Origin of the sequence: Burkholderia sp. MSMB2157WGS (genome assembly GCF_001532755.1) — a bacterium.
Classification (GTDB): Bacteria; Pseudomonadota; Gammaproteobacteria; order Burkholderiales; family Burkholderiaceae; genus Burkholderia.
The window spans coordinates 363,732-389,606 of the sequence record NZ_LPJG01000030.1; the positions used below are offsets into that span (position 1 = coordinate 363,732).

A 25,875-nucleotide genomic window follows, 5' to 3' on the forward strand; every position below is an offset into this window, starting at 1 on the left:
AAACCCTTGCGGGGCGGCTGTCGCGGCCGTTTCGTCCCCCAGTCGCCTGCGACGACGCCGTAAAAAATCACCCGCCTGCAACGCGCGTGCCGGTGCGCCGTCACAGTTGTTTCTTGTTGCAACGCAACGCCCGCCCAATAACGGCGATGGTATGCTGGCCGGCATGGAGTTGTACGGCAGGTTGCTTGCATGGCGAAACGCGCGTTCGCACCCTCTAACGAGACTTCACCTTCTCTCGCACGCATCGCGGCCTCGGCGCGCGCTCCGCTCGCGCGTCCCGTTCCACGTGCCGCATCTTCCTGCGCTCCGCACGCATTCCCCATCTCGCGGGCTCGCCCGCATCCCCCATCCCCGCCCGATAATCTGGAGACATCCCCATGTCGCAAAACACTTTGGCCGAAGCGACGCACGGCCCGTCGATCGCTCCGCCGGCTTTCGTCAAACATCGCAAGCTGATCGACTGGGTAGCGCGCATTGCGGCGCTCACGGAGCCCGAGCGCATCGTATGGTGTGACGGTTCGCAGGAAGAATACGACGCGCTGTGCCAGGCGATGGTCGACCAGGGCACGCTCAAGCGCCTGAACCCGGCGAAGCGTCCGAACTCGTATCTCGCGCAATCCGATCCGTCGGACGTCGCGCGCGTCGAGGATCGCACGTTCATCTGCGCGGCGTCGCGCGACGACGTCGGCCCGACCAACAACTGGATCGATCCGGCCGAAATGCGCGAGACGCTCAACGGGCTGTTCCGCGGTTCGATGCGCGGTCGCACGCTGTACGTCGTGCCGTTTTCGATGGGGCCGCTCGGCTCGCCGATCGCGCACGTCGGCGTCGAGCTGTCCGACAGCCCGTACGTCGCGGTGAACATGCGGATCATGACGCGCATGGGGCGCGACGTGTACGACGTCCTCGGCGAGGACGGCGATTTCGTGCCCTGCGTGCACAGCGTCGGCCATCCGCTCGAGGCCGGCCAGCAGGACGTGCCGTGGCCGTGCAATCCGGTCAAGTACATCGTGCACTTCCCGGAAACGCGCGAGATCTGGAGCTTCGGCTCGGGCTACGGCGGCAATGCGCTGCTCGGCAAGAAGTGCTTCGCACTGCGCATCGCGTCGACGATGGGTCGCGATCAGGGCTGGCTCGCCGAACACATGCTGATCCTCGGCGTCACGTCGCCGGCCGGCAAGAAGTATCACGTCGCGGCCGCGTTCCCGTCCGCGTGCGGCAAGACCAACTTCGCGATGCTGATCCCGCCGCAGGGCTTCGACGGCTGGAAGGTCACGACGATCGGCGACGACATCGCTTGGTTGAAGCCCGGCCGCGACGGCCGCCTGTACGCGATCAATCCGGAAGCCGGGTTCTTCGGCGTGGCGCCGGGCACGGGCGTGAAGACCAATCCGAATGCGATCGCCACGTTGAAGGAAAACGTGATCTTCACGAACGTCGCGCTGACGGAAGACTGCGACGTGTGGTGGGAAGGGCTGACCGACACGCCGCCCGCGAAGCTGACCGACTGGCAGGGCAATCCGTGGACGCCCGAAACGGCCAAGGAAACCGGCCGCAAGGCCGCGCATCCGAACTCGCGCTTCACCGCGCCGGCCGCGCAGTGCCCGTCGATCGACGACGACTGGGAAAACCCGGCCGGCGTGCCGATCGACGCGTTCATCTTCGGCGGCCGCCGCTCGACGACGGTGCCGCTCGTGACCGAGGCGCGCGACTGGGTGGAGGGCGTGTACATGGCCGCGACGATGGGTTCCGAGACGACCGCGGCAGCCGTCGGCAAGCAGGGCATCGTGCGCCGCGATCCGTTCGCGATGCTGCCGTTCTGCGGCTACAACGTCAGCGATTATTTCGCGCACTGGCTCGAACTCGGCAAGCGGCTCGAAGCCGCCGGCGCGAAGCCGCCGAAGATCTATTGCGTGAACTGGTTCCGCAAGGATGCGAACGGCAAGTTCGTGTGGCCCGGCTTCGGCGAGAACATGCGCGTGCTGAAGTGGATGCTCGATCGTCTGGAAGGCACCGGCGGTGGCGGCGAGCATGCGTTCGGCGTGTCGCCCGCGTATGAAGACCTGCACTGGGACGGCCTCGATTTCACGCGCGATCAGTTCGAGGCGGTGACGTCGATGAACGCGGACGAATGGCGTGAGGAGCTGAAGCTGCACGCAGCGCTGTTCGATACGTTGAAGCTGCGCTTGCCGGCTGAAATGACCGACACGATGAAGAAGATCGAGCAGCGTCTCGGCGGCTGACGCGCGGGATCGGCGTCGCGCACGTTGCGCGCGACGCATTGCCCGGCGCCGCATGGCGTCGCCGGGCCGGAAACGAACGACGCCCCGGGCCATTCATCGCGTGGCCCGGGGCGTCGGCGTTTCCGATGATCGACTGGCGATCAGCCGAGATCGAGCGCGTTCGTCAAATCGCCCGGCGGCGTCGCGCCGCGTGCGGCGAACGCGTTGTTGCGCCGGACCACGCCGTCGAGCGGCGCGAGGCCGTGCACGCGGCTGATGAAGCGCAGGATCGAGTTCGTGTCGTACAGCGTGTGATCGACGAAGCCCTTTTTCGCGAACGGCGAGATCACGAGCGCCGGGATCCGCGAGCCGGGACCCCAGCGATCGCCGACCGGCGGCGCGACGTGATCCCACCAGCCGCCGTTCTCGTCGTGCGTCATCACGATCACGGTGTTTTCCCATTGCGGCCCGCGCCGGATATGGTCGATCACGGTCGCGATGTGACGGTCGCCCGATTCGATGTCCGCATAGCCCGCATGCATGTTCAGGTTGCCCTGCGGCTTGTAGAACGCGACGGCCGGCAGGCGGCCCGCGTCGATGTCGGCGATGAAGTGGTTGGTCGAAGGCTCGTCGCCGAGCCCCGCGTCGCGCAGGTGCTTGCGGCGGGCTTCGGTGCCCGGCGCGTAGTTCGCGAAGTAGTTGAACGGCTGGTGGTGGTACTGAAAGTCGGGCACGGTGCCGGTGTCGCGATGTTCGAGCGCGTACTGCCATGCGCCGCTGTACCACGCCCAGTCGATATTCTTTTCCGACAGGCGGTCGCCGATCGTCGCGTAGCCCTGCGGCGGCATCACGCGATGGTCGGACGGATCCGCATACGCGGCATTGCCCGGATCGGGCGGCGGCACGTAGCTCGGCTGGTACGGCGGTGCCATCGTGTTCACGCCGTAGCCGTCCGGCGTCAGCGGGCCGTCGGCCGCGAACTTCGGCGGGCCGTCGAGCGCGGACGCGGGCGAATCGTCGGCGAGCTTCAGGCGCGTGCCGGTCGGGTCGTCGCCTTCGACCTGCGACAGCAGTTTCGCCGCATGCGGATGCTTGTGCGCGTCCGGATACAGCGGCGGCTGCGCGGAGATCAGGAACATGTGGTTCATCCACGAACCGCCGAAGGCCGCCATGAAGAAGTTGTCGCACAGCGTGTATTGCCGGGCGAGATTCCACAGGCGCAGCGTGTCGGCCGAATTGCGGTAGTGGCCCATCACGAGGCCGCCCGAATCGGCCCATGCGGCGAACTGGTCGTTGCGGCCGCCCGCGATCTGCATCTGGTTCTGGTAGAAGCGATGCCACAGGTCGCGCGTGATCACGCCGTTCGGCAGCGGCTTGCCCTGCGCGTCGGTAATCCGGAACGGCGCGTTCGGCAGCTTGTCGATGTCGCGTTCGGCGATCGCGTAGCGCTTGCCGTCCACTTCCTGCGCCTGCGGCACGAGGCCGCCCCAGATCTTCGGCAGCACCGGCAGCGGCGTCTTGCCGTCGCGATCGAGCTGTCGTGCCTGTTCGGGCCGCACGTCGCCGAGCGGATAGCGTACGCCCGGGAAGTCGCCGTACAGGTTCGCGAAGCTGCGGTTTTCCGCATAGATCACGACGATGTGGCGCACGCGCTGGCGCAACGCTTCGTCGATGCGCAGGTCGGCGGCCGAACGCGGTGCGTTGTCCGCGGTGGTTTCGCAGCCGGCGACGGCGACACCGGCACCGAGCGCGGCGAGGCCGCCGAGCACACGGCGGCGGTCGGGATCGACGGGCAGGTCGTCGGGGCGATCGGGGGTGTCGTTCACGTCGTGGGCTCCTCGGATGGGCGGTGGGCGGGTGTCGTTCGATGCGCGCCTGCGTCGCGCGGGCTGCCGCGACGCAGGGCGGAATGCCATGGCCGGCATCGCACGCGGTGGTGCGACGCGACTGTCACATAAATGTCATGAACGCGACTATAGCGCGCCAAGGGGGCAGATGAAAGCCGTTCGTCGGACGATTCGACGCGCGCGCACGGCGAGCGGTGCGCGACGCCCGCGCGCGAACTAGACTGGAATCAGGGGCGGCGCGTCGCGGCGTGCCGCCCGGGCGAGGATCGCCCCGCGACGCCGGCCGACGGTGTTGCCGAGGCGGCATCGATGCAGCGAACGATGCGAGACAGCGAGGCGACGATGGCGCGGATGCTTGCCGTTTTCGCATGGCGGCCGCGTACCGGTTCCGCGCGCGTGCCGGCGTGAGCGCACGCCGCGCAGCCGATACGGCCGGCCCGATGCCATGGACAAGAAATTCGACTACCCGGGATTGCTGATCGCGGCGGGCTTCTTCGTGCTGTTCGCCGCGCAGTTGCTGATGCTGCACCCGACGTCGACGCCGATCGCGTACAGCGATTTCCACCGGCTCGTCGCCGCGCGGCTGGTCGACGATCTCGAGGTCGGCCCTGCGTCGATCTCGGGCGCGTTGAAGATGCCGCAGGCCGGCGCGATGCTGCCGGCGTCCGACGCGACGGTCGTGCAGCAGGCCGGCGCGCCGTGGCGCTTCACGACCAGCCGCGTGACCGACGAACACCTGATCGACACGCTGACCGCGGCCGGCATCCGCTATCGCGGCACGCCCGACACCGGCTGGATCGCGTCGCTCGCGTCGTGGTTGCTGCCGCTCATGCTGCTCGTGTTCGTGTGGAACATGATGCTGCACAAGCGCGGCGGACTGCAGGACTTCACCGGGATGGGCAAGAGCCGCGCACGCGTGTACGTGCAGCAGGAAACCGGCATCACGTTCGACGACATCGCGGGCATCGACGAAGCGAAGGCCGAACTGCAACAGCTCGTCGCGTTTCTGCGCAATCCCGATCGCTACCAGCGGCTCGGCGGCAAGATCCCGAAAGGCGTGCTCGTCGTCGGCGCGCCGGGCACGGGCAAGACGCTGCTCGCACGCGCGGTGGCCGGCGAGGCGGCCGTGCCGTTCTTCTCGATCAGCGGCTCGGCGTTCGTCGAGATGTTCGTCGGCGTGGGCGCCGCGCGCGTGCGCGACCTGTTCGAGCAGGCGCAGCAGAAGGCGCCGTGCATCGTGTTCGTCGACGAGCTCGATGCGCTCGGCAAGGTGCGCGGCGTCGGTCCGATGTCGGGCAACGACGAGCGCGAACAGACGCTCAACCAGTTGCTGGTCGAGATGGACGGCTTCCAGGCCGGCTCCGGCGTGATCATCATGGCCGCGACGAACCGGCCCGAGATTCTCGATCCCGCGCTGCTGCGGCCGGGCCGTTTCGACCGGCACATCGCGATCGACCGGCCCGACGTGAACGGCCGCCGCCAGATCCTCGGCGTGCACGTGAAGCGCGTGAAGCTCGCGGCCGAGGTCGATCTCGGCGAGCTTGCGTCGCGCACGCCGGGCTTCGTCGGCGCCGATCTCGCGAACGTCGTCAACGAGGCCGCGCTGCATGCGGCCGAACTCGGCAAGCCGGCGATCGGCATGGCCGACTTCGACGAGGCGATCGACCGCGCGCTGACGGGCCTCGAGCGCAAGAGCCGCGTGATGAACGAGCAGGAGAAACTGACGATCGCGTATCACGAAGCCGGCCATGCGCTCGTCGCGGAAAGCCGCGCGCATTGCGACCCGGTGAAGAAGGTGTCGATCATTCCGCGCGGCGTCGCCGCCCTCGGCTACACGCAGCAGGTGCCGACCGAGGATCGCTACGTCCTGCGCCGCAGCGAGCTGCTCGACCGGATCGATGCGCTGCTCGGCGGGCGCGTGGCGGAAGAGCTCGTGTTCGGCGATGTCTCGACCGGTGCGCAGAACGACCTCGAACGCGCGACCGCGATGGCGCGCCACATGGTCATGCAGTACGGGATGAGCGAGAAGATCGGGCTCGCGACGTTCGACGACGGCGACACGCGCTCGGGCTTGCCCGGCATCTGGCATGCGGACGGCGGCCGCTGCAGCGAGCACACCGCGCGCATGATCGACGAAGAAGTGCGCACGCTGCTGACCGATGCGCATGCGCGCGTCGCGACGACGCTCGGCGAACGACGCGACGCGCTCGAACGCATCGCGCGACGGCTGCTGCAATGCGAGGTGCTCGAACGCGACGGGCTGCAGGCGCTGATCGACGGACGCATCGAACCGTCGTCGGCGACTTCGGCGTTACCCGGCGACGAAACGAATGCGCGCGGCGGCGCGATCGACACGGAGCACGCCTCCACCGTCGAGCGCGATTTCGTCGCGTACGGACGGCCGCACGAATCCGATCGCTGAAGCCGTTGCGCGGGCCGGCGCGCGTAGACATTCCTGTTTTTTCGCCACGGAATCGCCACGAGCGGCGCGCCCGTATCGATCGAACGGCGTCGTGCTCGCATGCACGACGAAGCGGGCAGAGCGTGAGCGCGCGTCGGCGCGTCAGGACTCGGTCGCGGCCGCGACTTCGGCCGCTTCGGCGAGCGCGTCGAGAAAGCGCGTGCGCCACCAGTGCACGTCGGTCTTGCGCACGATCGCCATCAGCGCCGCGTGACGCTGGCGGCGCTCTTCGAGCGGCATCGTGAGCGCGCGCTGGATCGCCTGCGCGGTGCCTTGCGTGTCGTACGGATTGACGAGCAGCGCCGATTTCAGTTGCTCGGCCGCGCCTGCGAAACGCGACAGCACGAGCACGCCCGGGTCGGCCGCGTCCTGCGCGGCGAGGAACTCTTTCGCGACGAGGTTCATCCCGTCGCGCAGCGGCGTGACGAGCGCGACCCGGCTCGCGCGATAGAGGCCCGGCAGGCGCTTGCGCGCGACGGTGCGGTGAATGTAGCGCATCGGCATCCATTCGAGCTCGCCGTAGTCGCCGTTGATCGCGCCGCACAGGCTGTCCATCTCGCGCCGCAAGTCGTCGTAGGCGCCGAGATCCTCGCGGCTCGGCGCGGCGATCTGGATCAGCGTCGCACGGTCGCGGTTCTCCGGATACTGTTCGAGCAACTCGCGGAACGCATGCACGCGCTGCGGCAGCCCTTTCGTGTAATCGAGCCGGTCGACCCCGACCAGCAACTGGCGGCGCGAATATTCGTCGCGCATTCGTTCGAACATGGCGAGGCCGTCGCGATCGCGCGCGAGCGACTCGAATTCGTCGACGTTGATGCCGATCGGAAACGCGCCGGCCGACAGCGTGCGGCCGAACGCGCGCAGTCGGCCGTCCGGCAGCCGCGCCGCACCGGCTTCCGCTTCGACGTAGTGCTCGAAGTGGAGCAGATCCGATTCGGTCTGGAAGCCGACGAGGTCGTACGCGAACAGCGCGCGCATCAGCCATTCGTGTTCGGGAATCGCGGCCATGATCGGCGGCGGCGGCATCGGGATGTGCAGGAAAAAGCCGATCGGATTCGTGCAGCCCATCGCGCGCAGCTCGGCCGCGAGCGGAATCAGCTGATAATCGTGGACCCAGATGGTGTCGTCGGGTCGCAGCAGCGTGCGCAGCTTGCGCGCGAACAGCTGGTTCACGCGTCGGTAGCCGTCGGCGAAGCGCCGGTCGAACTGCGCGAGATCGAGCCGGTAGTGAAACACCGGCCACAGCACGTTGTTCGAGTAACCGAGATAGTAAGCGTCGTAATCCTGCGGATCGAGATCGACCGTCGCGAGCTGGATGCCGCCGACGTTCTGGACCTGCACGTCGTCGCCATGCGCGCTCTGCTCGTCGCCGCCGCGTAGCCTGCCGCTCCAGCCGAACCAGACGCCGCCGGTTTCCTGCAGGCTGTCCTTCACGGCTACGGCGAGGCCGCCGGCCGCGGCTTTACGGGGATCTGCGATGCGATTGGATACGACGACGAGTCGGCTCACCAGCTCTCCTGACGATTGTTGGGGAAGGTTCGTGCGGCCAGGGCGCGAGAGACAGACGCCGCCGTCGGCGCGCGGTGCGCGATACGACGGGGCCGCATGGCGATCGGACGGGAGTCAGGGCACGCGATTCGCCGTCCGGTCGAAAAGTGCTTTTTTAGGATACTCGTCATTCGTGCGTTTTAAAAGTCCGTGTCGACGAACGGCTCGGGCGAACAGGTCGCGCGGTCGCGATGGCGCCTGTCCTGCAACCGACGCTGCCCGAGCGGGACCGAAACTTGCGCCGGGCCGCGACGCGACGCAGTGTGTGCAAGGCCATGCGACGAGTGGGGCGTCATGGTGCCGATGACGATGCGCATGCCGTTACGCGGCGGCCGGTTGCCAGCGGCGCGTGTCGGCTTCCTGCGCATGCGTGCCGGGTGATACCGCATGCGCGCCAGCCGGCATCCGGAACGCGGCGACCGTTTCGGACAACTCGCGGCCCTGCGCCTCGAGCGACTTCGATGCGGCCGCCGCCTGCTCGACGAGCGCCGCGTTCTGTTGCGTCGTCTGGTCCATCTGCGTGATCGTCAGGTTCACCTGGTCGATGCCGCGGCTCTGCTCGGCCGACGCGGCCGCGATCTCGCCCATGATGTCCGTCACGCGCGCCACGGCCTGCGTGACGTCGGACATCGTCTTGCCGGCTTCGCCCGCGAGCGCGGAGCCGTCGCGGATCGTCTGCACCGACGCGGAGATCAGTTCCTTGATTTCCTTCGCCGCCGTCGACGAACGCTGCGCGAGACTGCGCACTTCGCTCGCGACAACCGCGAAGCCGCGACCCTGTTCGCCCGCGCGGGCCGCTTCGACCGCCGCGTTGAGCGCGAGGATGTTGGTCTGGAACGCGATGCCTTCGATGATGCCGGTGATGTCGGCGATCTTCGACGAGCTGTGGCCGATCTCCGTCATCGTGTCGACCACGCGGCCGACCACCGAGCTGCCGCGTTGCGCGACGTCCGATGCATTCGCGGCGAGCGTGCTCGCCTGCTGCGCGTTTTCCGCGTTCAGGCGCACCGTGGACGTGAATTCCTCCATCGTCGCCGCGGTTTCCTGCAGCGACGCGGCCTGTTCCTCGGTGCGCTGGCTCAGGTCGAGGTTGCCCGATGCGATCTCGCTCACCGCGTGCGCGATGCTGTTCGACGAGTCGCGCACGCGGCCGACGATGCCGATCAGCCGCTCGTTCATCGTCCGCAGCGCGTCGAGCAAGTCGCGCGTTTCGTCGTTGCCGCGCACCTCGATGCGGCTGCCGAGATCGCCGTTCGCCACCGTGCGCGCGACGTCCACGGCCGAGCCGATCGGCGCCGTGATCTTGCGCGTGAGCCACAGGCCGCCGCCGGCCGCGATCGCGATGGCGATCAGGCAGATGCCGGCCAGCAGGTTGCGCTCCACCGTGTAGCGATCCGCGAATGCCTGCGCGATCCCGATTTCGCGTTCATGCGTATAGGTCGCGTAGGCGTCGGTCGCACGCACCAGCTGCGCGAGCAGCGGGCGGCAATTGTCGTCGATGTCGGCGATCGCGTCGTCCTTCCTGCCGGCCTGCGCGAGTCCGACGATGCGCAGTGCAACGGGCCCGTAGCGGGTTTCGATGCGCACGATCTCGGCCACCAGTTCGCGTGCACGATCGGACGTGTCGGTCGCCTTCGCCATGAGGTCGTCGAGCTTCGCGAGATGGTCCTGCACGTCCTTGTGCGCGTGGTTCACCTCGGCGAGTTCGGCCTCGATGTCGGCCGGCCGGGTGGCGAGCACGAGATTGCGCGCGGCGATCGCGCGCCGGTCGACCGCGGTGCGGATGTGTGCGGCCAGGCTGGCCCGCGCGTTGATGCCGTTCATGTAGCGTGAAAACTCGGTGTTCGTATCGGACAGTGCCTTGAGCGCCATGCCCGATACGGTCACGACGACCGCGGCCAGCAGGCCGAAGCCGCCGAGGAGTTTCGTTTTGATGCTCATTCTGACGATTTTCACGTTTCGGCCCCTGTGCGTGTGGTGGTAAATGGAATTTATCGTTCGACCAGATACAGGTTGGTGCCGGCTTTAACGGGAATTTGGAATGATTCTTTACCCTTCGAAAACCCTTACATTCGTTTTTCAAACACCGCCGGCCTTGTCAAGCGGGCGTTCTTGGTCTTGATCAAATGGTTCGCGGGATTGCGACTTATTCGATTCGTTATGTACAGGATTTGAATGCGGTTTTACTGGCGAAACAAAAAACATCTTTTTTATAATATTTGTCTGATTATTTCTTTCTGATTTGCCGATGAATGAGGGAATTTCGTTGCGATGCGCGGGTTCGATGCGAGCGGCGTAATCGGCGTAATCGACGCGAGGGAATGACGAATAAGCGGAGCGGTGCGGGCGGTTCGGGTTCGCGCCGGTAAAAGGCCCGCGAGGCCCGCGAGGCCCGCGGCGGGCGCCGCGAGCCGTACGAGGGTCAGAACGTGGTGCGCAATCCGGCCATCACGCTGCGGCCGCCTTCCGGTGCGAAGCCGCGTACGACCGACGTCGCGTAGCGGATCTCCTGGTTCGTCAGGTTGTCGCCGCGCAGGTACGCGAGCCAGTTCGTCGCGCCGACGCGGAACTTGTAGGTCAGCATCACGCCGAGCGACGTGTAGCCGTCCGTCGAGAAGTCGTTGTCGGGCACACGATGCTGCGACCACGCGTGCGTGACCTGCGCACGCGCCCCGAACGGGCCGTAACCGTAGTCAGCCGCCAGCGTCGCACGCAGCGGCGCGATACGCGGCAGCGGCTGGCCCGTGTCGACGTTGCGCGCGTGCGTGTAGTCGGCCGTCAGTTCGAGATCGACCGTATGGCCGCGCCGCGCGAATGCACGCCACTTGCCGTCCAGCTCGATGCCGTAGAACTCGGCGCGCACGCCGCGATAGATCGCCTCGTTGAGCGCGCCGTCGGTGCCGGGCGCGACGGGCTGGTCGTCGCCGTCCACCACGCGGCCGGTGTTGTACTCGGTCAGGTAGTTCGAGAAGCGGTTGTAGAACACGCCGACGCTGCCGCGGTTCGGCCCGCTCGCATAGCGCAGCGACAGGTCGGTCGACACGGCTTTTTCCTTCGACGCGTTCGGGTTGCCGATCAGGAACTGGCCGGTCGCATCGTGCGGGCCGTTCGAATACAGCTCGTAGAAGGTCGGCGCGCGTTCGGTGTAGGCGACGTTCGCGGCGACCGACCATACCGGCGTCAGCGAGAACAGCGCGCCGGCCGACAGGCTGCCGGCATTGAAGTCGCGCGGCTGCGCGAGCGCGAATTTCTCGACGCCGGCCGGATCGGGATCGACCTTCACGTGCTCGATGCGGCCGCCGAGGCTCAGCTTCAGCGCCGGGACGACCTGCCATTCCTCCAGACCGAACAGCGCGACGCTGTTGGTGCGCGTGGACGGCACGAGCAATTCGTCGCCGAGCGCGGAAAAAGTGTTCTGGCCGAACTGCACGCCGATCGCGCCTTCGAACGGGCCGATCTTGCGATGGCGCGCCTCGATGCGCGCCTCGTAGCCGCGGTTGCGGAAGGTGGTCGCCGTCTCACCGTTGTTGACTTCCTTGTGGCGGTAGTCGGTGTACGCGAAGTCGAATTTCAGCGTCGTGAACGGTCCGCTCAGGTTGCGTACCTCGGACGCGAGCGCAAGGCGTTCCTGGCGCATCCGCAGCCGTACGTCGCTTTCCGCGACGGAGCCGTAGTTCGATTCGTAGCCGCTGTACGACAGGCCCGCGAAACCGTCCACCCACGTGTACGACGCGCCGACCGCACCGCCGTGCACGCGGCCGTCGCTGTTCGGCACGTTGCCTTCCGGTTGCGGCGTGTCGGGGCCGTCGATCGCGCGTTGCTGGCTGCTGCGCGCGTAGCCGGGAATCCGCAGCTTGCTCGTTTCGCGATCGAATGCATCGACGTGGAACGCGAAGCGCCCGTTGCCGCCTTCGACCTGCGCGGCGCCGGCGCGCACGGAATTCGCGCCGCCGTAGCGCGCGTCGAGCGCGCCGGTCACGCCCTCGATCGCTTCACGCGGAATCCGGTTGTCGATCGTGTTGACCACGCCGCCCACCGCGTTGCCGCCGTACAGCAGCGCGGCCGGCCCGCGCACGATTTCGACGCGCTCGATCGACAGCGGATCCTGCGGCACCGCATGGTCGTACGACAGCGACGACGCGTCATACGCCGCGACGCCGTTCTGCAGCAGCCGGATCCGGTCGCCATCCATCCCGCGGATGATCGGACGGCCGACCATCGGCCCGTAGGTGGTGGTCGACACGCCGGGCAGCCCGTTGAGCGTTTCGCCGAGCGAATCGGCCTGGCGGCGCGTGAGCGCATCGCCGGAAAGCTGGACGGTCGGGGCGATCAGTTCGGTGTCGCCGAGCGGGTTCGCAGTCACGAAGATCGGCGCGAGCGGCGCGGGTTCGATGGACGGCGTGCCGGACGCGGCGGGCGCGTCGGTCTGCGCATGGGCGACGACGGCGAACAGGATCAGCGACAAGGACGAGAGCGGGCGAAGCGGTAAGCGAGGGAGGTCGCGCATGGTCGGTGAATCGGTTGGGATCGGATAACGAGCCATGCGGGCGATCGCTGGATACGATATATTGTTGCGTCAACGGCGCGCAATGACCCGTTGGAACATGGCTCGGCGATGCGCGGCCACCTGGGTTGGAACGGCGTCAGGCGGACGAGCACGCGAGATGATATGTTATATCATGTCAAATTCCAAGCCGAACGGCAGCATCCCGTCGGGTTTCTGTCGGATCGGCGAGGGGCGGCGACAGCAGCAGGGCGGCGTGCGACCGCGGGCTCGAGCGTTCGCATCGAACGCCGGCGAGCGCTGCGACGCCGCGAAACCGCGTCGATCGATGCGCGGTGCGGTGGCGCTCGACGGCCTGCCGCCGTCGATGTCCCGTTGCCGATCTTCTCGCCCGTGCCGAACGGCAACGCCGTGCGCGGGTCGACCGTCGGCACGCGGCGCGATTTGCGGGCGTCGCCCGATTTCGCGGCGGACGGCCCGGTGCGCGCCCGTATCCGGCGCGACCAGCTCACCAACAGCGACGACGTATTGGTGAAGCCGAGGGAAGGGCGGTCGACGAACGCATCGTGCCGACCGCCTGCATCGATGCCCTGAACATGCGCACGGCGCCGCGCGACGCATGGCGTCGTGCGGCGCCGGAGCGGTCATCCTCGCATCACGGCGCGAAGAACACGTCGGTGCGGTTCGTCAGGTTGCCCGCGTTGGTCTGGACGAAGAACGGATGGAACGACGACGACGGGAGGACGTCGAGCCCCTGGTAGTCGCCGATGAAGAACCCTTCGGCGTTGGGCGCGAGCTTCATGTCGAACGGGCCGCCGACGCGCCGCTCGTCGGCGAACGTGGCGCCGCCGTCGTGCGAGATCTTGCGCCAGAAGCCGGTCGGCAGCGTCGACGTGTTGCCGGCCTGCAGGTCGCGGAAGTCGTAGTACGTGACCATCACCGCGCCCGTGTTGTCGACGCGCACCGACGGATTGAACGCGGGGCGCCCGGTCGGCGTGTTCACCTGTAGCGGCGCGCTCCATGTCGCGCCGCCATTCTTCGACGTCGATATCGCGATCTCGTCGTACGTGCCGCCGTTGAAGCGGCTGTCCTGCCACACGACGTAGAGTTGGCCCGAGGCCGGGTCGATCGCCGGCTCCGGAATGATGTCGCCGGTGCGCACGGGTTCGCCGGTGTTCGGATCCGTGACGCCGACCGTCTGCAGTCCCGCGATCACCTGCGGTTTGGTCCATGTCGCGCCGTCGTCGGTCGACTTGATGAACGCGACCTTGCCGGCCGCCTTGCTGAACGGCGGCTGGATCAGGTCGAAGAAATCGTAGAGCGTGCCGCTCTTCGGATCGACGACGATCTGGTTGCCGATCGTCTGCTGACGCGAAGGAACGTCGACGATGACCTTCGCGGCGCTCCACGTCTTGCCGCCGTCGGTCGTCTTCGAGAACAGCGTCGGCCCGCGGAACGCCTGCGTGTGCAGGTTCGCGTACGGGTTGCCGTTCGGCAGTTCGAGGCGGTCCCATACCGTGTACGCGGTGCCGGCCTTCACCGGGTTGGCGGTCACCGATTCCTTGTCGTTGAAGAATTGCGTCGTCGGTTCGTCGTTTGCGATCAGCACGGCCGGGCTGCTCCACGTCTGTCCGCCGTCGGTCGAGACCGACGCGGCGACCGCGTTGCCGTTGTTCGACTGATTGAACGAGATCGACACCGAATATGCGGTGCCGTCCGGCCCGAACGATACCCATGGATCGGATGCGCGTTCGTACTTGAGTCCGCCCGGCGCGCATGCGCTGAACGGCTGCGGCGTGCGCGCCCAGGTTGCGCCGGCATCGAACGAGTAGCCGGCGACGAGCCCGTGGGCGCCGCCGTTCGACCAGCGGTCCTGCTGCCACACGCCGATCATGTTGTTCGGGTTCGCGGGGTTGACCGCGAGCCACGGTTCGACTTCAGCGTTCACGTAGTTGACGCCCGGGCCGCCGATGGTGCACGCGGCGAACGGGCTCGGGCCGGACACGACGGTCGGCTCGGCGTGCGCCGCGGCAGCGGCGGCCAGCGCCATCGCGGCGGACAGGCGGGTGACAAGCGGATGGGACACGATCATGCGTCGCATGGACGACTCCTCGGTGACGTGCGGATGCGATGGCGGGGCACGACGAGACGACGCGAGCCGGGGCGCGGCCGATCATGCCGCGCACGTCGTTACGCGTCGTTCAGCATGCCGCTTCGGTCATCGCCATCCGCGTGCGCTGGATGCCGCCAGCGCTTCGGTTAAGACTCCTTTTCATTTTCATTGCTTGTCGGTGTGCCTGCGATGTCGACCCGACGGGAAAACCGGTCAGGGCATGCGACGAATGCGTCGAAGTGGATTGCAATGTAGGCGATTCGAATGACGCGCGACAGGCGGTTTTTTGTAACAGAGCGTAGCCGGAAAGCGTTGCCGGAAGCCGGCGCGGGCACGCAAGATTTGCCGCTGCGCCGGCATGAAAATCGAATCGAAAACGCGAATCGCAATCGCTTGCGATTGAGGCCTGTGAGAGCCGGTTGCGAGCGCGCGATGCGCTGCTCAGCGCTCGGCCGGAAACCGCTCCTGCAACGCGTGCAGCCAGCGCGCGACGACATCGAGTTCGTCGTCGGAAAACCCGTCGCACAGCTTGCCGTTGAGTTCGCGCAGCAGCACGCGCGCGCGCTTGAGCGCCGCGTGGCCTTCGTCGGTCAGGTACAGCCGCGTGGCGCGGCCGTCGTCCGAATCGGCATGACGCGTAACGAGGCCGGCTTTCGCCATCCGGTCGGCGAGCCCCGTCATCGCGGACGGCGCAAGCTGCAACGCGGCGCCGACTTCGCCGATCAGCGCGCCGTCCTGCTTCGCGAGGCAGAACAGCACGCCGGCCTGCGCGGCGCTCGCGCGCGTCTCGGTGTCGGCCTTGCGATCGATCCAGCGCTGCACGCGCCGCTGGCCGATGTTCAACATGAAAAACAGTCGTCGGTCTTCGCTCAAGCTGGGTTCCCGGCTGCGATGGTAAGGGTGGGGCGGCCCGCGGCGCGACGCGTGTCGAGCGCCTGCGCGAGCCAATCGGCGACGTCGGGCCACAGCACGGCGCCGGGCCGGCTGCGAAAGAAGCCCATGTGCCCGACCGGGCCGATGCCTGCCGCGCGCGGATCGATCTGGCGGCGTTCGACCTTCGCGCGGGTCAGATAGCTTACCAGCAGGCCGATCGCGGCCGGGTTCGCCCACGGATCGTCGTCGAAGCCGAGCGCGAGGATCGGCAACTGCTGCTTCGAGAAGCGCTCGGCCGCGCCGAGCGTCGGGTCGTCGAAGAAGTAGTGCGGCAGCGTCGTCCAGCGGCTCCATTCGCGGAACACACCGGCCGGCAGATCCTCGCCGAGCCCGAGCCGCTTGCCGGGCACGTAGCCGAGCAGCGCGGACATCAGCGGGCCGAGCACGCGCAGGATCAGCCGCACCTTCAGGCGTTCGGCCGCCTGCGCGATCAGCCGCGTGCTGCCCGCATGCGCGGCGACCAGCACGGCGGCGCGCAGATGCGTCGTCGCGCCGGACAGCCCGATCGCGTGGCCGCCGACGCTATGGCCGACCGCGAGCAGCGGCAGCCCTTCGTATGTGTGCCGGGCCCACGCGGTCGCGGCGCCCACGTCGAGCTCCATCCAGTCGCGCATGCGGGCCCGCAGCGTGCGCAGACGCGCGGGCCGCGAGGCGCCGATGCCGCGATAGTCGTAGGTCAGCGCCGCGAAACCGCGTTCGGTCAGAAAGCGCGCGAAGCCCGCATACAGCCGCTCGGGCACGGCCGTGGCGGGATGGATCAGGACCAGCGCGCGCGGCGTCGCGGCCGGCGACCACAGCGTGCCGTGCAGGACATAGCCGTCGGCAGCGGAAAATTCGATGGGTTGGGAGGTCATGGCCGTCCTCGCTCGGGCAGTTATTTCGTATGCGAAATATAGTCCGTGATTTATTTCGTGTGCGAAATATTTATCGAGGAATCGTTCGAACTCCGTGGGCTTGCGGCCGGTGGCGAGTGCCGCGCAAGTGCGCGTACTTCATAAAATATTTGCATCTTTACATAGAAGAATATTGCGTTTGTGTCATGAAGTGAATCGACGTATCTTCACCGGTTCCATCCGTTCCGCCGGCGGTCGCGCGCGGCGGACAAAGGGCGCCGCCGTCGCGCGGCCGTCCGCCAACCTTCCGGGAGATCATGTTGCTGAGCCGAATCGTCACGGCGCTATTGCTGGCGCTTGCCGCGCAGCCGGGCATCGCCAAGGACACCGTCACGCTGCGCGTCGGTGAACAGAACTACTTCAACATCCAGGCATCGATGGAGGCGTCCGGCGTGCTGAAGGACCTGCCTTACGCGATCGAATGGAAGCACTTCCAGGCCGCCGCGCCGGTCGCCGAAAGCCTGAACGGCAACGCGATCGACATCGGCTTCCTCGGCGATTCCGCGCTGCTCACGCTGGCCGCGCGCGGCGCGCCGGTCAAGGTCGTCGCGGTGTCGCGGCAGAGTCTCGACGGCGTCGCGATCCTCGTGCCGAAGCATTCGCCGGTGCGCACCGTGGCCGACCTGCAGGGCAAGACCATCGCGGTATGGCGCGGCGCCTGGAGCCAGCAGCTCGTGCTGCGCGCGCTCGAACACGCGGGCCTGCGCGCCGATTCGGTGAAGTACGCATACCTGATGCCGATCGATGCGACCAATGCGCTCGCGAACGGTTCGGTCGATGCGGTGTCGCTGTGGGAGCCGTTCGTCAGCACGCTCGCATTGCGGCAGGGCGCGCGGCCCGTGACGACCGCACAGGGGCTGATGCCGGCGCTGAGCTTCGTCGCCGCGAACGAGCAGGCCGCCTCGGGCAAGCGCGCCGAGATCACCGATTTCCTGCGGCGCGTGGTGGCCGCGCGCCAGTGGGTCGACAGCCATCCGCGCGAGTATGCGGACCTGTGGGCGAAGCGCGCGAAGCTCGAGCCCGACGTCGCGTATCGCTGGCTCAACAACGCGAAGCAGCGCGTCGGCCCCGTCGACGAGACGGCCGCCAAAGATGCGCAGAACACGGCCGACTTCCTGCACAAGGCCGGCGTGATTCCCGCCGCGTACGACACGTCGAAGCTGCTCGACCGCTCGTATGCGGGCGCGTTCGCCGTGCCCGCGCAGAAGACGGCCGCCGCGCAGTGATCGTGCGGCACGCTTCACGATTCACGCGATTCCCGATCGACATACCCGAGGACATTCCGACATGCCAGTCGACATCATCGGCATGATCACCGCGACACCCGGCGCGGAGGTCGACGTACCGGGCGGCGCCGCTGTGCAGCCCGACTACGTGCGCCGCTTCGCGCAGGCGCACGAGGCCGCCGGCTTCGACCAGATTCTGGTCGGCCATTTCAGCAACGCGGCGGACGGTTTCATCGTCGCGTCGTTCGCGGCCGCCGCGACCGAACGCATCCGCCTGCTGCTCGCGCACCGGCCGGGCGTGATCGTGCCGTCGGCCGCCGCGCGGCAGATATCGACGCTCGACGTGTTCAGCGGCGGAAGGCTGGCGCTGAACGTGGTGTCCGGCGGCGACGATGCGGACCTGCAGCGCGACGGCGATTTCGTGCCGCACGATGCGCGCTATCGCCGCACCCGCGAATATCTCGACGTGCTGAAACGGATCTGGCTGGCCGATGCGCCGGTAGACCACGACGGCGCGTTTTATCGGCTGCGCGGCGCGTCGCCGGTCGTGAAGGGCGCGCAGCGGCCGCATGTGCCGATCTATTTCGGCGGCTCGTCGCCGGCCGCGCTCGCGGTCGCGGGCGAACACGCGGATGTCTACATGACGTGGGGCGAACCGCTCGACGCGGTGCGCGAGCAGATCGCCCGCGTGCGGGCCGCGGCCGCGCCGTTCGGGCGGGCGCCGCGCATCAGCGTGTCGTTCCGGCCGATCGTCGCCGATACCGAGGCGGCCGCGTGGGAGAAGGCCGAGGCGATTCGCGCGCGCGTGCGCGCGGCGCGGCTCGCGAACGGCCAGCCGATCGCCGGCCATGCGCCGCAGAATGCCGGCTCGCAGCGGCTGATGGCGGCCGCCGCGCAGGGCGACGTGCTCGACGAGCGCCTGTGGATGGGCGTCGCGAACCTGACCGGCGCGCGCTGGAATTCGACCGCGCTGGTGGGCACGCCCGAGCAGGTCGCGCGGGCGCTGGGCGCGTATTACCGGCTCGGCGTATCGACGTTCCTGATTCGCGGTTTCGATCCGCTCGACGATGCGCTGGCCTACGGGCGCGACCTGATCCCGGCGATTCATGCGCATGTCGCGGAACTCGACCGATATCGGGCGGCGGTGCCGGCGTAGACGAGCCTGCGCGCCAGTCGCGTGCCCCGGCATCGCCGTCACGGCATGCCGGGGCGATTGCATGGCGCGTTCAGAACGACGGCAACCCCGGCGGATTGGTCTCCGCTCGCGCGATCGCTTCGCTCTGCAAACCCCAGCGCGCGAGCGCCTGCCCGTAGCGGCCGTTGCCGATCAGCGCATTGGTCGCGATCGTCAGCGCTGGCGCGAGCCCGCTGCCGCGACGCGTCGCGATCGCGACATCGGCATTCGCCGGCCAGCCGGCATTGACGACGCCGACGCGGCGGATCTTGCCGCTGCGCGCGGCCTCGTACGCGAGCGACGCGTTCGGGTTCAGCTCCGCGTCCGCGCGGCCCGACAGCAGCGCGACGCGCGCCGTCGCGTCGTCGTCGAAATAGAGCAGCTCGGCCGGCTTGAGCCCCTGCGCGACGTTGCGCTTGCTCCATTCGAGCAGAATGCGCTCCTGGCTCGTGCCGGCGCCGGTGATGATCCGCAACCCCGCGATGTCCTTCGGCTCCGCGATCTTCGCGATCGGGCTGCCGATGCGCACGTAGAAGCCGTGCAGCCCGAGCCTGTAGGTCGTGAAATCGTATTTCTCCTTGCGCTTCTCGGTCACGCCGACGTTCGAGATCACCGCGTCGTACTTGCCGGACGTCAGCCCGAGCGGCCAGTCGGCCCATGCGATCGGCACCAGCACGAGCGTACGGCCGAGCGCGTCGGCAACGAGCTGCGCATAGTCGGGATCGGCGCCGACCACGGTGCGCGCGTCGGTCGCATAGGTCGATACGGGCGGCGCGTGCGGCGAGATCGCGACCGTGAACGCGCCGTCGCGCACCCAGCGGTAGCCGCTTGCCGCGCGAATGGCCGCGTCGTCGGGGCCGGCGCGCACGCGGCCGGCCTGGCGCGGGTCGAGGTCGGCCGTCGCGGCGGCCGCGCGAGCCGCACGCCACGGCAGGCCCGATGCCGCGACCAGCGCGGCCGTGACGAACTGGCGTCGATCGGTCATCGTCCGGCACCTCGCGAGTCGGAAGCGGCGCGCATCACAGCACCCGCGACAGGAACGCGCGAGTACGCGCATGGGCCGGCGCATCGAGCACGACGGCGGGCGGGCCGGCCTCGACGATGCGCCCGCGTTCCATGAACAGCACGTTGTCCGCGACTTCGCGTGCGAAGCCGATCTCGTGCGTGACGATCACGAGCGTCGTGCCCGAGCGTGCGAGCTCCTTGATCACATCGAGCACTTCGTTGACGAGTTCGGGATCGAGCGCCGACGTCGGCTCGTCGAACAGCAGCACCTTCGGCCGCAATGCGAGCGCTCGCGCGATCGCGACGCGTTGCTGCTGGCCGCCGGACAACTGGCGCGGATACGCATCGGCTTTATCGGCGAGGCCGACCCGCGCGAGCAGCGTGCGCGCGGCGTGCTCGGCCGCGTCGCGCGTCATGCCGGCGACGGCGACCGGCGCTTCGACCAGGTTCTCGAGCACCGTCAGGTGCGGGAACAGGTTGAAGTTCTGGAACACCATGCCGACGGCGGTGCGCCGCTTCAGCACGTCGCGTTCGTTCAGCTCGTGCAGCACGTCGCCTTCGCGGCGATAGCCGATCAATTCGCCGTCGATGTCGATGAAGCCGTCGTCGACGCGTTCGAGATGGTTGATCGTACGCAGCAGCGTCGACTTGCCGGAGCCGGACGGCCCGACGATCACGGTCACGCTGCCGCGCGGCGCGACGAACGACACGTTGTCGAGCACGCGCTGCATGCCGAACTGTTTCGACACGCCATGCACGGCCACTTCGCCGCCGGTGTGCGACACGGCGGCCGCGGTATCAACAGGCGTGCCGCCATCGCTTCGTGCACGGACGCTCGATGCCGCGCGGCGCGACGCGACACGTCGCCACAGCCCGCCGATGCGCGCAAGCGCGAACGTGACCACCGACGGCGGTGGATTGCGCAACGCGCCGCGCGCATAGTGCCGCTCGACCTGCACCTGGATCGCGGACAGCACGGTCAGGATGATCAGGTACCAGACGGTCGCGACCATCAGCAGCGGAATCACTTCGAGGTTGCGGCGATAGATCACCTGCACCGTATAGAACAACTCCGGCATCGCGAGCACGTACACCATCGACGTGCCTTTCGCGAGCGTGATCAGGTCGTTGAACGCGGTCGGCAGGATCGCGCGCATCGCCTGCGGCAGCACGATTCGCGAGGTCTGCCGGCCGCGCGGCAGCCCGAGCGCGGCGGCGGCTTCGAGCTGCCCCTGGTCGACCGCGAGAATGCCGCCGCGGATCACTTCCGCGGAAAACGCCGCATGGTTCAGCGTGAGGCCGAGCACGGCCGCGAGGAACGGGCTGATGAGGTCGGTCGTCGGCGTGTCGAACCATACGATGTCGGTGAACGGCACGCCGAGCCGCACGTGCTCGTACAGGTAGCCGAGGTTGTTCAGGATCAGCAGCAGCACGATCAGCGGAATCGAGCGGAACAGCCACACGAAGATCCACGCGCTGGCGGACAGCAGGCGCGAACGCGACAGCCGGGCCAGCGCGACGAACGCACCGAGCACGAAGCCGAACACCGCGCCGAGCAGCGTCAGCACCAGCGTGCGCGCGAGCCCCGACAGCACCGGCGGCGACAGGAACCATTCGGCGAACACCGGCCAGCCCCATTGCGGGTTGCCGAGGATCGAATGCAGCGTGAGCGCGATCAGCACGAGCGCGAGCACGGTGCCGGCCGTGCGCGACCGGTGGCGCGCGGGGACGATCCGCACGCGCGTGCCGGGCGCGCGTGCGCCGGGGGAAGAGAGCGGCGGCAGCACGCCGCCGAGATGGGTCGTGTCGCTCATGTCGTTGGAGTCCTCGAATGGATCGATCGGCGGGCGCGCCGCGCGCGGGCGGCGCGGCGGCGTCAGGCGTGCGCTTCGGCGGCCGTTTCCCGTGCGGCGCCGGGCGTCGCGTAGCGGCTCGCCTTGCGCGGCAGACCGAGGTGATCGCGCAGCGTGAGCCCGGGCAGGTCGCGGCTGTAGCGGCCGCGCGCCTCGAGCACCGGAATCACGAGTTCGACGAAATCGTCGATGCCCTGCGCCTGTACCGGAAAACCGAGGATGAAGCCGTCGCCAGCGCCGGCGTCGTGCCAGCGGATCAACTCGTCGGCGACGTGCTCGGCCGTGCCGATGAAGTTCGGGCGCGGCGTCGCGACCGCAAGCGCGGTCTCGCGCAGCGTCAGGCCTTTTTGTTTCGCATCGGCCTTGATCCGGTCGGTGGTCGAGCGGAAGCTGTTGCGGCCGAGCTCGCCCAGTTCCGGGAACGGCGCGTCGAGCGCGTACTGCGTGAAATCGTGGTGATCGAAATAGCGGCCGAGGTACGCGAGCGCCTCGTCGATCGTCAGCAGGTCGCGGATCGCCTGGTATTTGTCCTCCGCTTCGGCGGCCGTACGGCCGACGATCGGCCCGACGCCGGGGAAGATCTTCACGTCGCCGGCTTGCCGCCCGTGCTCGATCGCGCTGCGTTTCACGCGCTGCGTGAACGCGGCCGTTTCCTCGATCGACGGCGAATGCGTGAACACGGCATCCGCGTATTTGCCCGCGAGGCCGATCCCGGTGTCGGACGAGCCGGCCTGGAAGATCACCGGTTGCCCCTGCGGCGAGCGCTGGATGTTCAGCGGGCCCGCGACCTGGAAGAAGCGGCCGCGGTGATCGAGCGTATGGAGCTTGTCGCGATCGAAGAAGCGTCCGGTCGCGCGGTCGCGCACGAATGCATCGTCGTCCCAACTGTCCCACAGGCCCTGCACGACCTCGAGGTATTCGTCGGCGATTTCGTAGCGCAGCTCGTGATCCGGGTGCGCCTTGCCGAAATTCTTCGCGGTGCCTTCGAGCGGCGTCGTCACGACGTTCCAGCCCGCGCGCCCGCCGCTGATCGCGTCGAGCGACGCGAGTTGGCGCGCGACCGTGAACGGCTCGCTGTACGACGTCGAGATCGTGCCCGCGAGCCCGATCTTCTTCGTCGCGACCGCGAGCGCCGACAGCACGGTCAGCGGCTCGAAGCGGTTCAGGAAGTGCGGAATCGACTTCTCGTTGATGTAGAGGCCGTCCGCGACGAACGCGAACGCGATGCCGGCGGCTTCCGCCTTGCGCGCGACGCCGATCGCGAAGTCGAGGTTGATGCTCGCGTCGGGCGGGTTGCTCGGATGCCGCCACGCGTTCATGTGGCTGCCTGCGCCTTGCAGCATCAGGCCGAAGGGGATCGATCGTCGGGTCGTCATGATGGGAGCGTCACGCGTTCTGGTCGGGGGAAAGGGAACGGTCGGCCGCGAGGGCCGCCTGCAACGGCGTGGTCGACAGCGCGCCGCCGAGCCACTCGGCCGACGCGAGCCGTGCCGCGTAGTCGGACACCGGCGAATCGATCACGAACGCATCGACGTCGAGGCGCCGGCTCAGCGCGTCGAGCGCGCGGTGCACGCGTTCGGGCGTATCGGCCAGCACCGTCGGGCGCAGCTCGTCGATCCGGTAGTCGGACGCGCCGCTTTGCCGTGCGAATTCGGCGGCCGCCTGCGCGCTGGCGAGGTTGAAGCTCTGGCCGCCCGCGAACTGCAGCTTGAAGATCTTCAGTGGTCCGATCAGTCGCTCGGCCTCGTCGCGCGTCGGCGCGGCGACGGCGTACAGCGCCACGAGCGGCTTCTGGCCGCCCGCGCTGCGGTATGCGTCGAGCGAGCGTTCGAGATTCGCGTCGTCGCCGTTGAAATGGCCCGCGTAGCAGAAGCGCCAGCCGTTGCGCGCGGCGAGCGCGCCGCTGTCCGGCGAGCCGCCGAGCAGGATCCGTTCGGGCAACTGCGGCGGCACCGGCAGCGCGACCGCGCCGGCGAGCGGATGATCCTCGGCCACACCCCAGCCGAGAAACGCATCGAGCTCCGCGAGTTGCCCCGCGAAGTCGGGCTTGCGCGCCTTGTCGTGGAACCACTGCAGCGCGCGCGTGGTCAGCGGCAGCCCGCCGGGCGCCTTGCCGATGCCGAGGTCGACGCGGCCCGGCGCGAGCGCGGCCAGCAGCTTGAACGTCTCGGCTACCTTGAACGGGCTGTAGTGCTGCAGCATCACGCCACCCGAGCCGACGCGGATGCGCGACGTGCGCGCGAGCAGATGCGCGACGACGATCTCCGGCGCCGAGCTCGCGAAGCCCGGCGTGCCATGATGTTCGGCGACCCAGAAGCGCGCATAGCCGAGCTGTTCGGCGCGTTGCGCGAGCGTCGTGGTGAAGCGCAGCGCGTCGGCGGCGTTCGCGCCGTCGGCGATCGGACTCTTGTCCAGCAACGAAAGCGAATAAGACATGGTGAGCGGCGTTCCTGCGTGAGCGTGGGTGGACGGTTGCGGGCGCGCGGCGCTCAGCTCTTCGGCAGCCCGGGCGGATTCGTGCGCGACTGGTCGATCGCTTCGGACGCGAGGTTCCAGCGGTCGAGCACCTGCCGGTAGCGGCCGCTCTTGATCAACCCGTTCAGCGCGACGGTCAGCGGCTCGGCGAGACCGCTGCCGCGGCGCGTGGCGATCGCGATGTCGGCCGTGCGCGGCCAGCCGCCGCTGATCGTGCCGACGAGCCGCGTCTTGCCTTGCTGCGCGCTTTGATACGCGAGCACCGAGTTCACGCTGAACACCGCGTCCGCCCGACCCGACTGCACGGCGACGATGCGCATCGCCTGATCGTCGTAGTACTGGATCTGCACGGGTTTGAGCCCGTGCGCGACGTTCTCGCGGTCCCACGCGAGCAGGATCTTTTCCTGGTTGGTGCCGGCATCGGTCACGATGCGCAACCCCGCGACGTCCTTCGGCTCGTGGATCGCCTGGATCTTGCTGTCGTTGCGCACGTAGAAGCCGACCTGATCCTTGCGATAGGTCGAGAAATCGAACTTCTGCTTGCGCTCCTCGGTGACGGTCACGTTCGAGATCACCGCGTCGACTTTCCCCGATTCGAGCGCCAGCGGCCAGTCGGCCCACGCGAGCGCGACGATCTTCAGCTTGCGGCCGAGACTGTCGGCGACGAGCTGGCCGACGTCGGCGTCGAAGCCGATCACCGTGCGTGCGTCGGTCGCATACGAGCTGATCGGCGGCAGGCTCGGCGCGATGCCGATCGTCAGCGTGCCCGGTTCGGCGAACCTGAACGACGCAGGCACCGCGCGCTCGACCGCCGCATCGGCTGCGCCGCGCGGGCGACCGCGCTGCTCGGGGCTCAGGTCGAACGTCGCGGCGGACGCGGCCGCGACGGCGGCGAAGGCGCTCAGGCCGATCAGCGCGGTGGTCAGCGTGCGCACGGCACGGAATGAAAGCGGTACGGCTCGATGCATGAAAACGTCCTGTCGTGGAGGCGTGGAAAGCGGAATGGGCAACGTGAAAGGTGGGACGCCGTGCGCTCAGCGCGGCAGCACCGGCTCGGGCACGGGCGCCCAGAGGTCGGCCAGCGTCGACGTGCGCGACGGATCGACGAGGTCCTTGCCGAAACGCAGGTGGAAATACGCTTCGGGATCGATCGACGAGTCGAACAGCCGCGTATAGCCGGTGCGGTCGTACAGCGCCCACGCTTCGGGCTGGCGAAAGCCGGTCGTCAGGTAGAGGCGGCGGTAGCCCTGCTGCACGGCGCGCAGTTCGAGCGCTTCGACGACGCGCCGCGCGAGGCCCTGGCGGCGCAGGTCGGTGCGCGTCCAGATGCGTTTCAGTTCGGCGGTCTGCGAGTCGTAACGCTTGAACGCGCCGCCGCCGATCGTTTCGCCGTCGCGCAGCAGCAGCACGAACGCGCCGTCGGGCGGCGCGAACAGTTCGGCCGGGTAGCGCGCGAGCTCGTCGCGGGCCGACGCGCGGCTGTCGGGGCGATACGCGTCGTAACGGGTCGAATACTCGTCGATCAGCGCGTCGATCAGCGGTTGCGCGCGGACGTCGAGCGGCGTCGTGTCGATGATGCGGTCGTTCGTGGCCATGGGCATCGCGAATGGCGCGCGATGCG

The 25,875-nt window shown here is 68.3% G+C and carries 17 protein-coding genes and 1 pseudogene; 5 read left to right on the forward strand and 13 right to left on the reverse strand.

Annotated features, from left to right (window positions below; translation table 11 throughout):
* Positions 1-377 precede the first annotated feature (377 nt).
* Positions 378-2,243 carry a phosphoenolpyruvate carboxykinase (GTP) gene (locus WT53_RS20210; protein ID WP_034204777.1) on the forward strand — a complete coding sequence of 622 codons (1,866 nt, stop codon included), beginning with the start codon at positions 378-380 and terminating at the stop codon, positions 2,241-2,243.
* A gap of 140 nt (positions 2,244-2,383) precedes the next feature.
* Here the strand turns inward: WT53_RS20210 and WT53_RS20215 are convergent, their stop codons facing one another.
* Positions 2,384-4,048, reverse strand: coding sequence for an acid phosphatase (locus WT53_RS20215; RefSeq protein WP_034204778.1), 1,665 nt, complete (start codon positions 4,046-4,048; stop codon positions 2,384-2,386).
* 466 nt (positions 4,049-4,514) lie between these two features.
* Between WT53_RS20215 and ftsH the strand changes: the two genes are divergently transcribed.
* Complete coding sequence (gene ftsH / locus WT53_RS20225; RefSeq protein ID WP_060261202.1) at positions 4,515-6,491, forward strand: ATP-dependent zinc metalloprotease FtsH; 1,977 nt, start codon at positions 4,515-4,517, stop codon at positions 6,489-6,491.
* Between the two features lie 141 nt (positions 6,492-6,632).
* On the opposite strand, the gene otsA is transcribed toward ftsH, so the two are convergent.
* From otsA to WT53_RS20240, 3 genes are all read right to left on the reverse strand, one after another.
* Positions 6,633-8,039: an alpha,alpha-trehalose-phosphate synthase (UDP-forming) gene (gene otsA / locus WT53_RS20230; protein ID WP_034204779.1), complete on the reverse strand. Its 1,407-nt coding sequence runs from the start codon at positions 8,037-8,039 to the stop codon at positions 6,633-6,635.
* 360 nt (positions 8,040-8,399) lie between these two features.
* Complete coding sequence (locus WT53_RS20235) at positions 8,400-10,019, reverse strand: methyl-accepting chemotaxis protein (protein WP_080747655.1); 1,620 nt, start codon at positions 10,017-10,019, stop codon at positions 8,400-8,402.
* 481 nt (positions 10,020-10,500) lie between these two features.
* Positions 10,501-12,585: a TonB-dependent receptor gene (locus WT53_RS20240; RefSeq protein WP_052100114.1), complete on the reverse strand. Its 2,085-nt coding sequence runs from the start codon at positions 12,583-12,585 to the stop codon at positions 10,501-10,503.
* A 331-nt stretch (positions 12,586-12,916) separates the two neighbouring features.
* On the opposite strand from WT53_RS20240, the pseudogene WT53_RS34170 reads away from it, so the two are divergent.
* Positions 12,917-13,176: pseudogene (locus WT53_RS34170) on the forward strand (hypothetical protein); the annotation flags it as partial.
* A 61-nt stretch (positions 13,177-13,237) separates the two neighbouring features.
* Here the strand turns inward: WT53_RS34170 and WT53_RS20250 are convergent.
* From WT53_RS20250 to WT53_RS20260, 3 genes are all read right to left on the reverse strand, one after another.
* Positions 13,238-14,683, reverse strand: a complete 1,446-nt coding sequence (locus WT53_RS20250; protein WP_060261205.1) for a sialidase family protein — start codon at positions 14,681-14,683, stop codon at positions 13,238-13,240.
* Positions 14,684-15,136: 453 nt separating this feature from the next.
* A complete protein-coding gene (locus WT53_RS20255) occupies positions 15,137-15,568 on the reverse strand; it encodes a MarR family winged helix-turn-helix transcriptional regulator (RefSeq protein WP_034204783.1) in 432 nt (143 codons plus the stop codon).
* A complete protein-coding gene (locus tag WT53_RS20260; RefSeq protein WP_034204784.1) occupies positions 15,565-16,482 on the reverse strand; it encodes a serine aminopeptidase domain-containing protein in 918 nt (305 codons plus the stop codon). The genes WT53_RS20255 and WT53_RS20260 overlap by 4 nt, the downstream gene beginning before the upstream one ends.
* A gap of 296 nt (positions 16,483-16,778) precedes the next feature.
* Here WT53_RS20260 and WT53_RS20265 point away from each other — a divergent pair, with 296 nt between their 5' ends.
* Positions 16,779-17,747, forward strand: coding sequence for an ABC transporter substrate-binding protein (locus WT53_RS20265; RefSeq protein WP_034204785.1), 969 nt, complete (start codon positions 16,779-16,781; stop codon positions 17,745-17,747).
* A 61-nt stretch (positions 17,748-17,808) separates the two neighbouring features.
* Complete coding sequence (locus tag WT53_RS20270; RefSeq protein WP_034204786.1) at positions 17,809-18,903, forward strand: LLM class flavin-dependent oxidoreductase; 1,095 nt, start codon at positions 17,809-17,811, stop codon at positions 18,901-18,903.
* A 70-nt stretch (positions 18,904-18,973) separates the two neighbouring features.
* On the opposite strand, the gene WT53_RS20275 is transcribed toward WT53_RS20270, so the two are convergent.
* The 6 genes from WT53_RS20275 to WT53_RS20305 all read right to left on the reverse strand — a co-directional run bounded on the left by WT53_RS20275 (position 18,974) and on the right by WT53_RS20305 (position 25,849).
* Positions 18,974-19,906 carry an ABC transporter substrate-binding protein gene (locus WT53_RS20275; protein WP_034204787.1) on the reverse strand — a complete coding sequence of 311 codons (933 nt, stop codon included), beginning with the start codon at positions 19,904-19,906 and terminating at the stop codon, positions 18,974-18,976.
* Positions 19,907-19,940: 34 nt separating this feature from the next.
* On the reverse strand, positions 19,941-21,740 hold the full coding sequence (locus WT53_RS32705; RefSeq protein WP_082727512.1) for an amino acid ABC transporter permease/ATP-binding protein: 1,800 nt from the start codon (positions 21,738-21,740) through the stop codon (positions 19,941-19,943).
* Between the two features lie 62 nt (positions 21,741-21,802).
* Positions 21,803-23,155 carry an LLM class flavin-dependent oxidoreductase gene (locus tag WT53_RS20290; RefSeq protein ID WP_060261209.1) on the reverse strand — a complete coding sequence of 451 codons (1,353 nt, stop codon included), beginning with the start codon at positions 23,153-23,155 and terminating at the stop codon, positions 21,803-21,805.
* Between the two features lie 10 nt (positions 23,156-23,165).
* The gene (locus WT53_RS20295) at positions 23,166-24,215 is read right to left on the reverse strand and encodes an LLM class flavin-dependent oxidoreductase (protein WP_034204789.1); all 1,050 of its coding nucleotides are present in this window, start codon (positions 24,213-24,215) and stop codon (positions 23,166-23,168) included.
* Positions 24,216-24,268: 53 nt separating this feature from the next.
* Complete coding sequence (locus WT53_RS20300; RefSeq protein WP_034204790.1) at positions 24,269-25,222, reverse strand: ABC transporter substrate-binding protein; 954 nt, start codon at positions 25,220-25,222, stop codon at positions 24,269-24,271.
* Positions 25,223-25,288: 66 nt separating this feature from the next.
* Entirely contained in the window at positions 25,289-25,849 is a 561-nt protein-coding gene (locus tag WT53_RS20305) for a GNAT family N-acetyltransferase (protein WP_034204791.1), read from the reverse strand.
* Positions 25,850-25,875 lie beyond the last annotated feature (26 nt).

Excerpts from the sequence above, each read along its gene's own strand:
- WT53_RS20305 (WP_034204791.1), bottom strand. The coding sequence starts at position 25,849 with ATGGCCACGAACGACCGCATCATCGACACGACGCCGCTCGACGTCCGC.
- WT53_RS20265 (WP_034204785.1), top strand. The coding sequence starts at position 16,779 with ATGTTGCTGAGCCGAATCGTCACGGCGCTATTGCTGGCGCTTGCCGCG.
- WT53_RS32705 (WP_082727512.1), bottom strand. The coding sequence starts at position 21,740 with ATGAGCGACACGACCCATCTCGGCGGCGTGCTGCCGCCGCTCTCTTCC.
- WT53_RS20250 (WP_060261205.1), bottom strand. The coding sequence starts at position 14,683 with ATGCGACGCATGATCGTGTCCCATCCGCTTGTCACCCGCCTGTCCGCC.
- WT53_RS20295 (WP_034204789.1), bottom strand. The coding sequence starts at position 24,215 with ATGTCTTATTCGCTTTCGTTGCTGGACAAGAGTCCGATCGCCGACGGC.
- WT53_RS20260 (WP_034204784.1), bottom strand. The coding sequence starts at position 16,482 with ATGACCTCCCAACCCATCGAATTTTCCGCTGCCGACGGCTATGTCCTG.
- WT53_RS20300 (WP_034204790.1), bottom strand. The coding sequence starts at position 25,222 with ATGCATCGAGCCGTACCGCTTTCATTCCGTGCCGTGCGCACGCTGACC.
- WT53_RS20270 (WP_034204786.1), top strand. The coding sequence starts at position 17,809 with ATGCCAGTCGACATCATCGGCATGATCACCGCGACACCCGGCGCGGAG.
- WT53_RS20290 (WP_060261209.1), bottom strand. The coding sequence starts at position 23,155 with ATGACGACCCGACGATCGATCCCCTTCGGCCTGATGCTGCAAGGCGCA.
- ftsH (WP_060261202.1), top strand. The coding sequence starts at position 4,515 with ATGGACAAGAAATTCGACTACCCGGGATTGCTGATCGCGGCGGGCTTC.
- WT53_RS20235 (WP_080747655.1), bottom strand. The coding sequence starts at position 10,019 with ATGAGCATCAAAACGAAACTCCTCGGCGGCTTCGGCCTGCTGGCCGCG.
- WT53_RS20275 (WP_034204787.1), bottom strand. The coding sequence starts at position 19,906 with ATGACCGATCGACGCCAGTTCGTCACGGCCGCGCTGGTCGCGGCATCG.
- WT53_RS20240 (WP_052100114.1), bottom strand. The coding sequence starts at position 12,585 with ATGCGCGACCTCCCTCGCTTACCGCTTCGCCCGCTCTCGTCCTTGTCG.
- WT53_RS20210 (WP_034204777.1), top strand. The coding sequence starts at position 378 with ATGTCGCAAAACACTTTGGCCGAAGCGACGCACGGCCCGTCGATCGCT.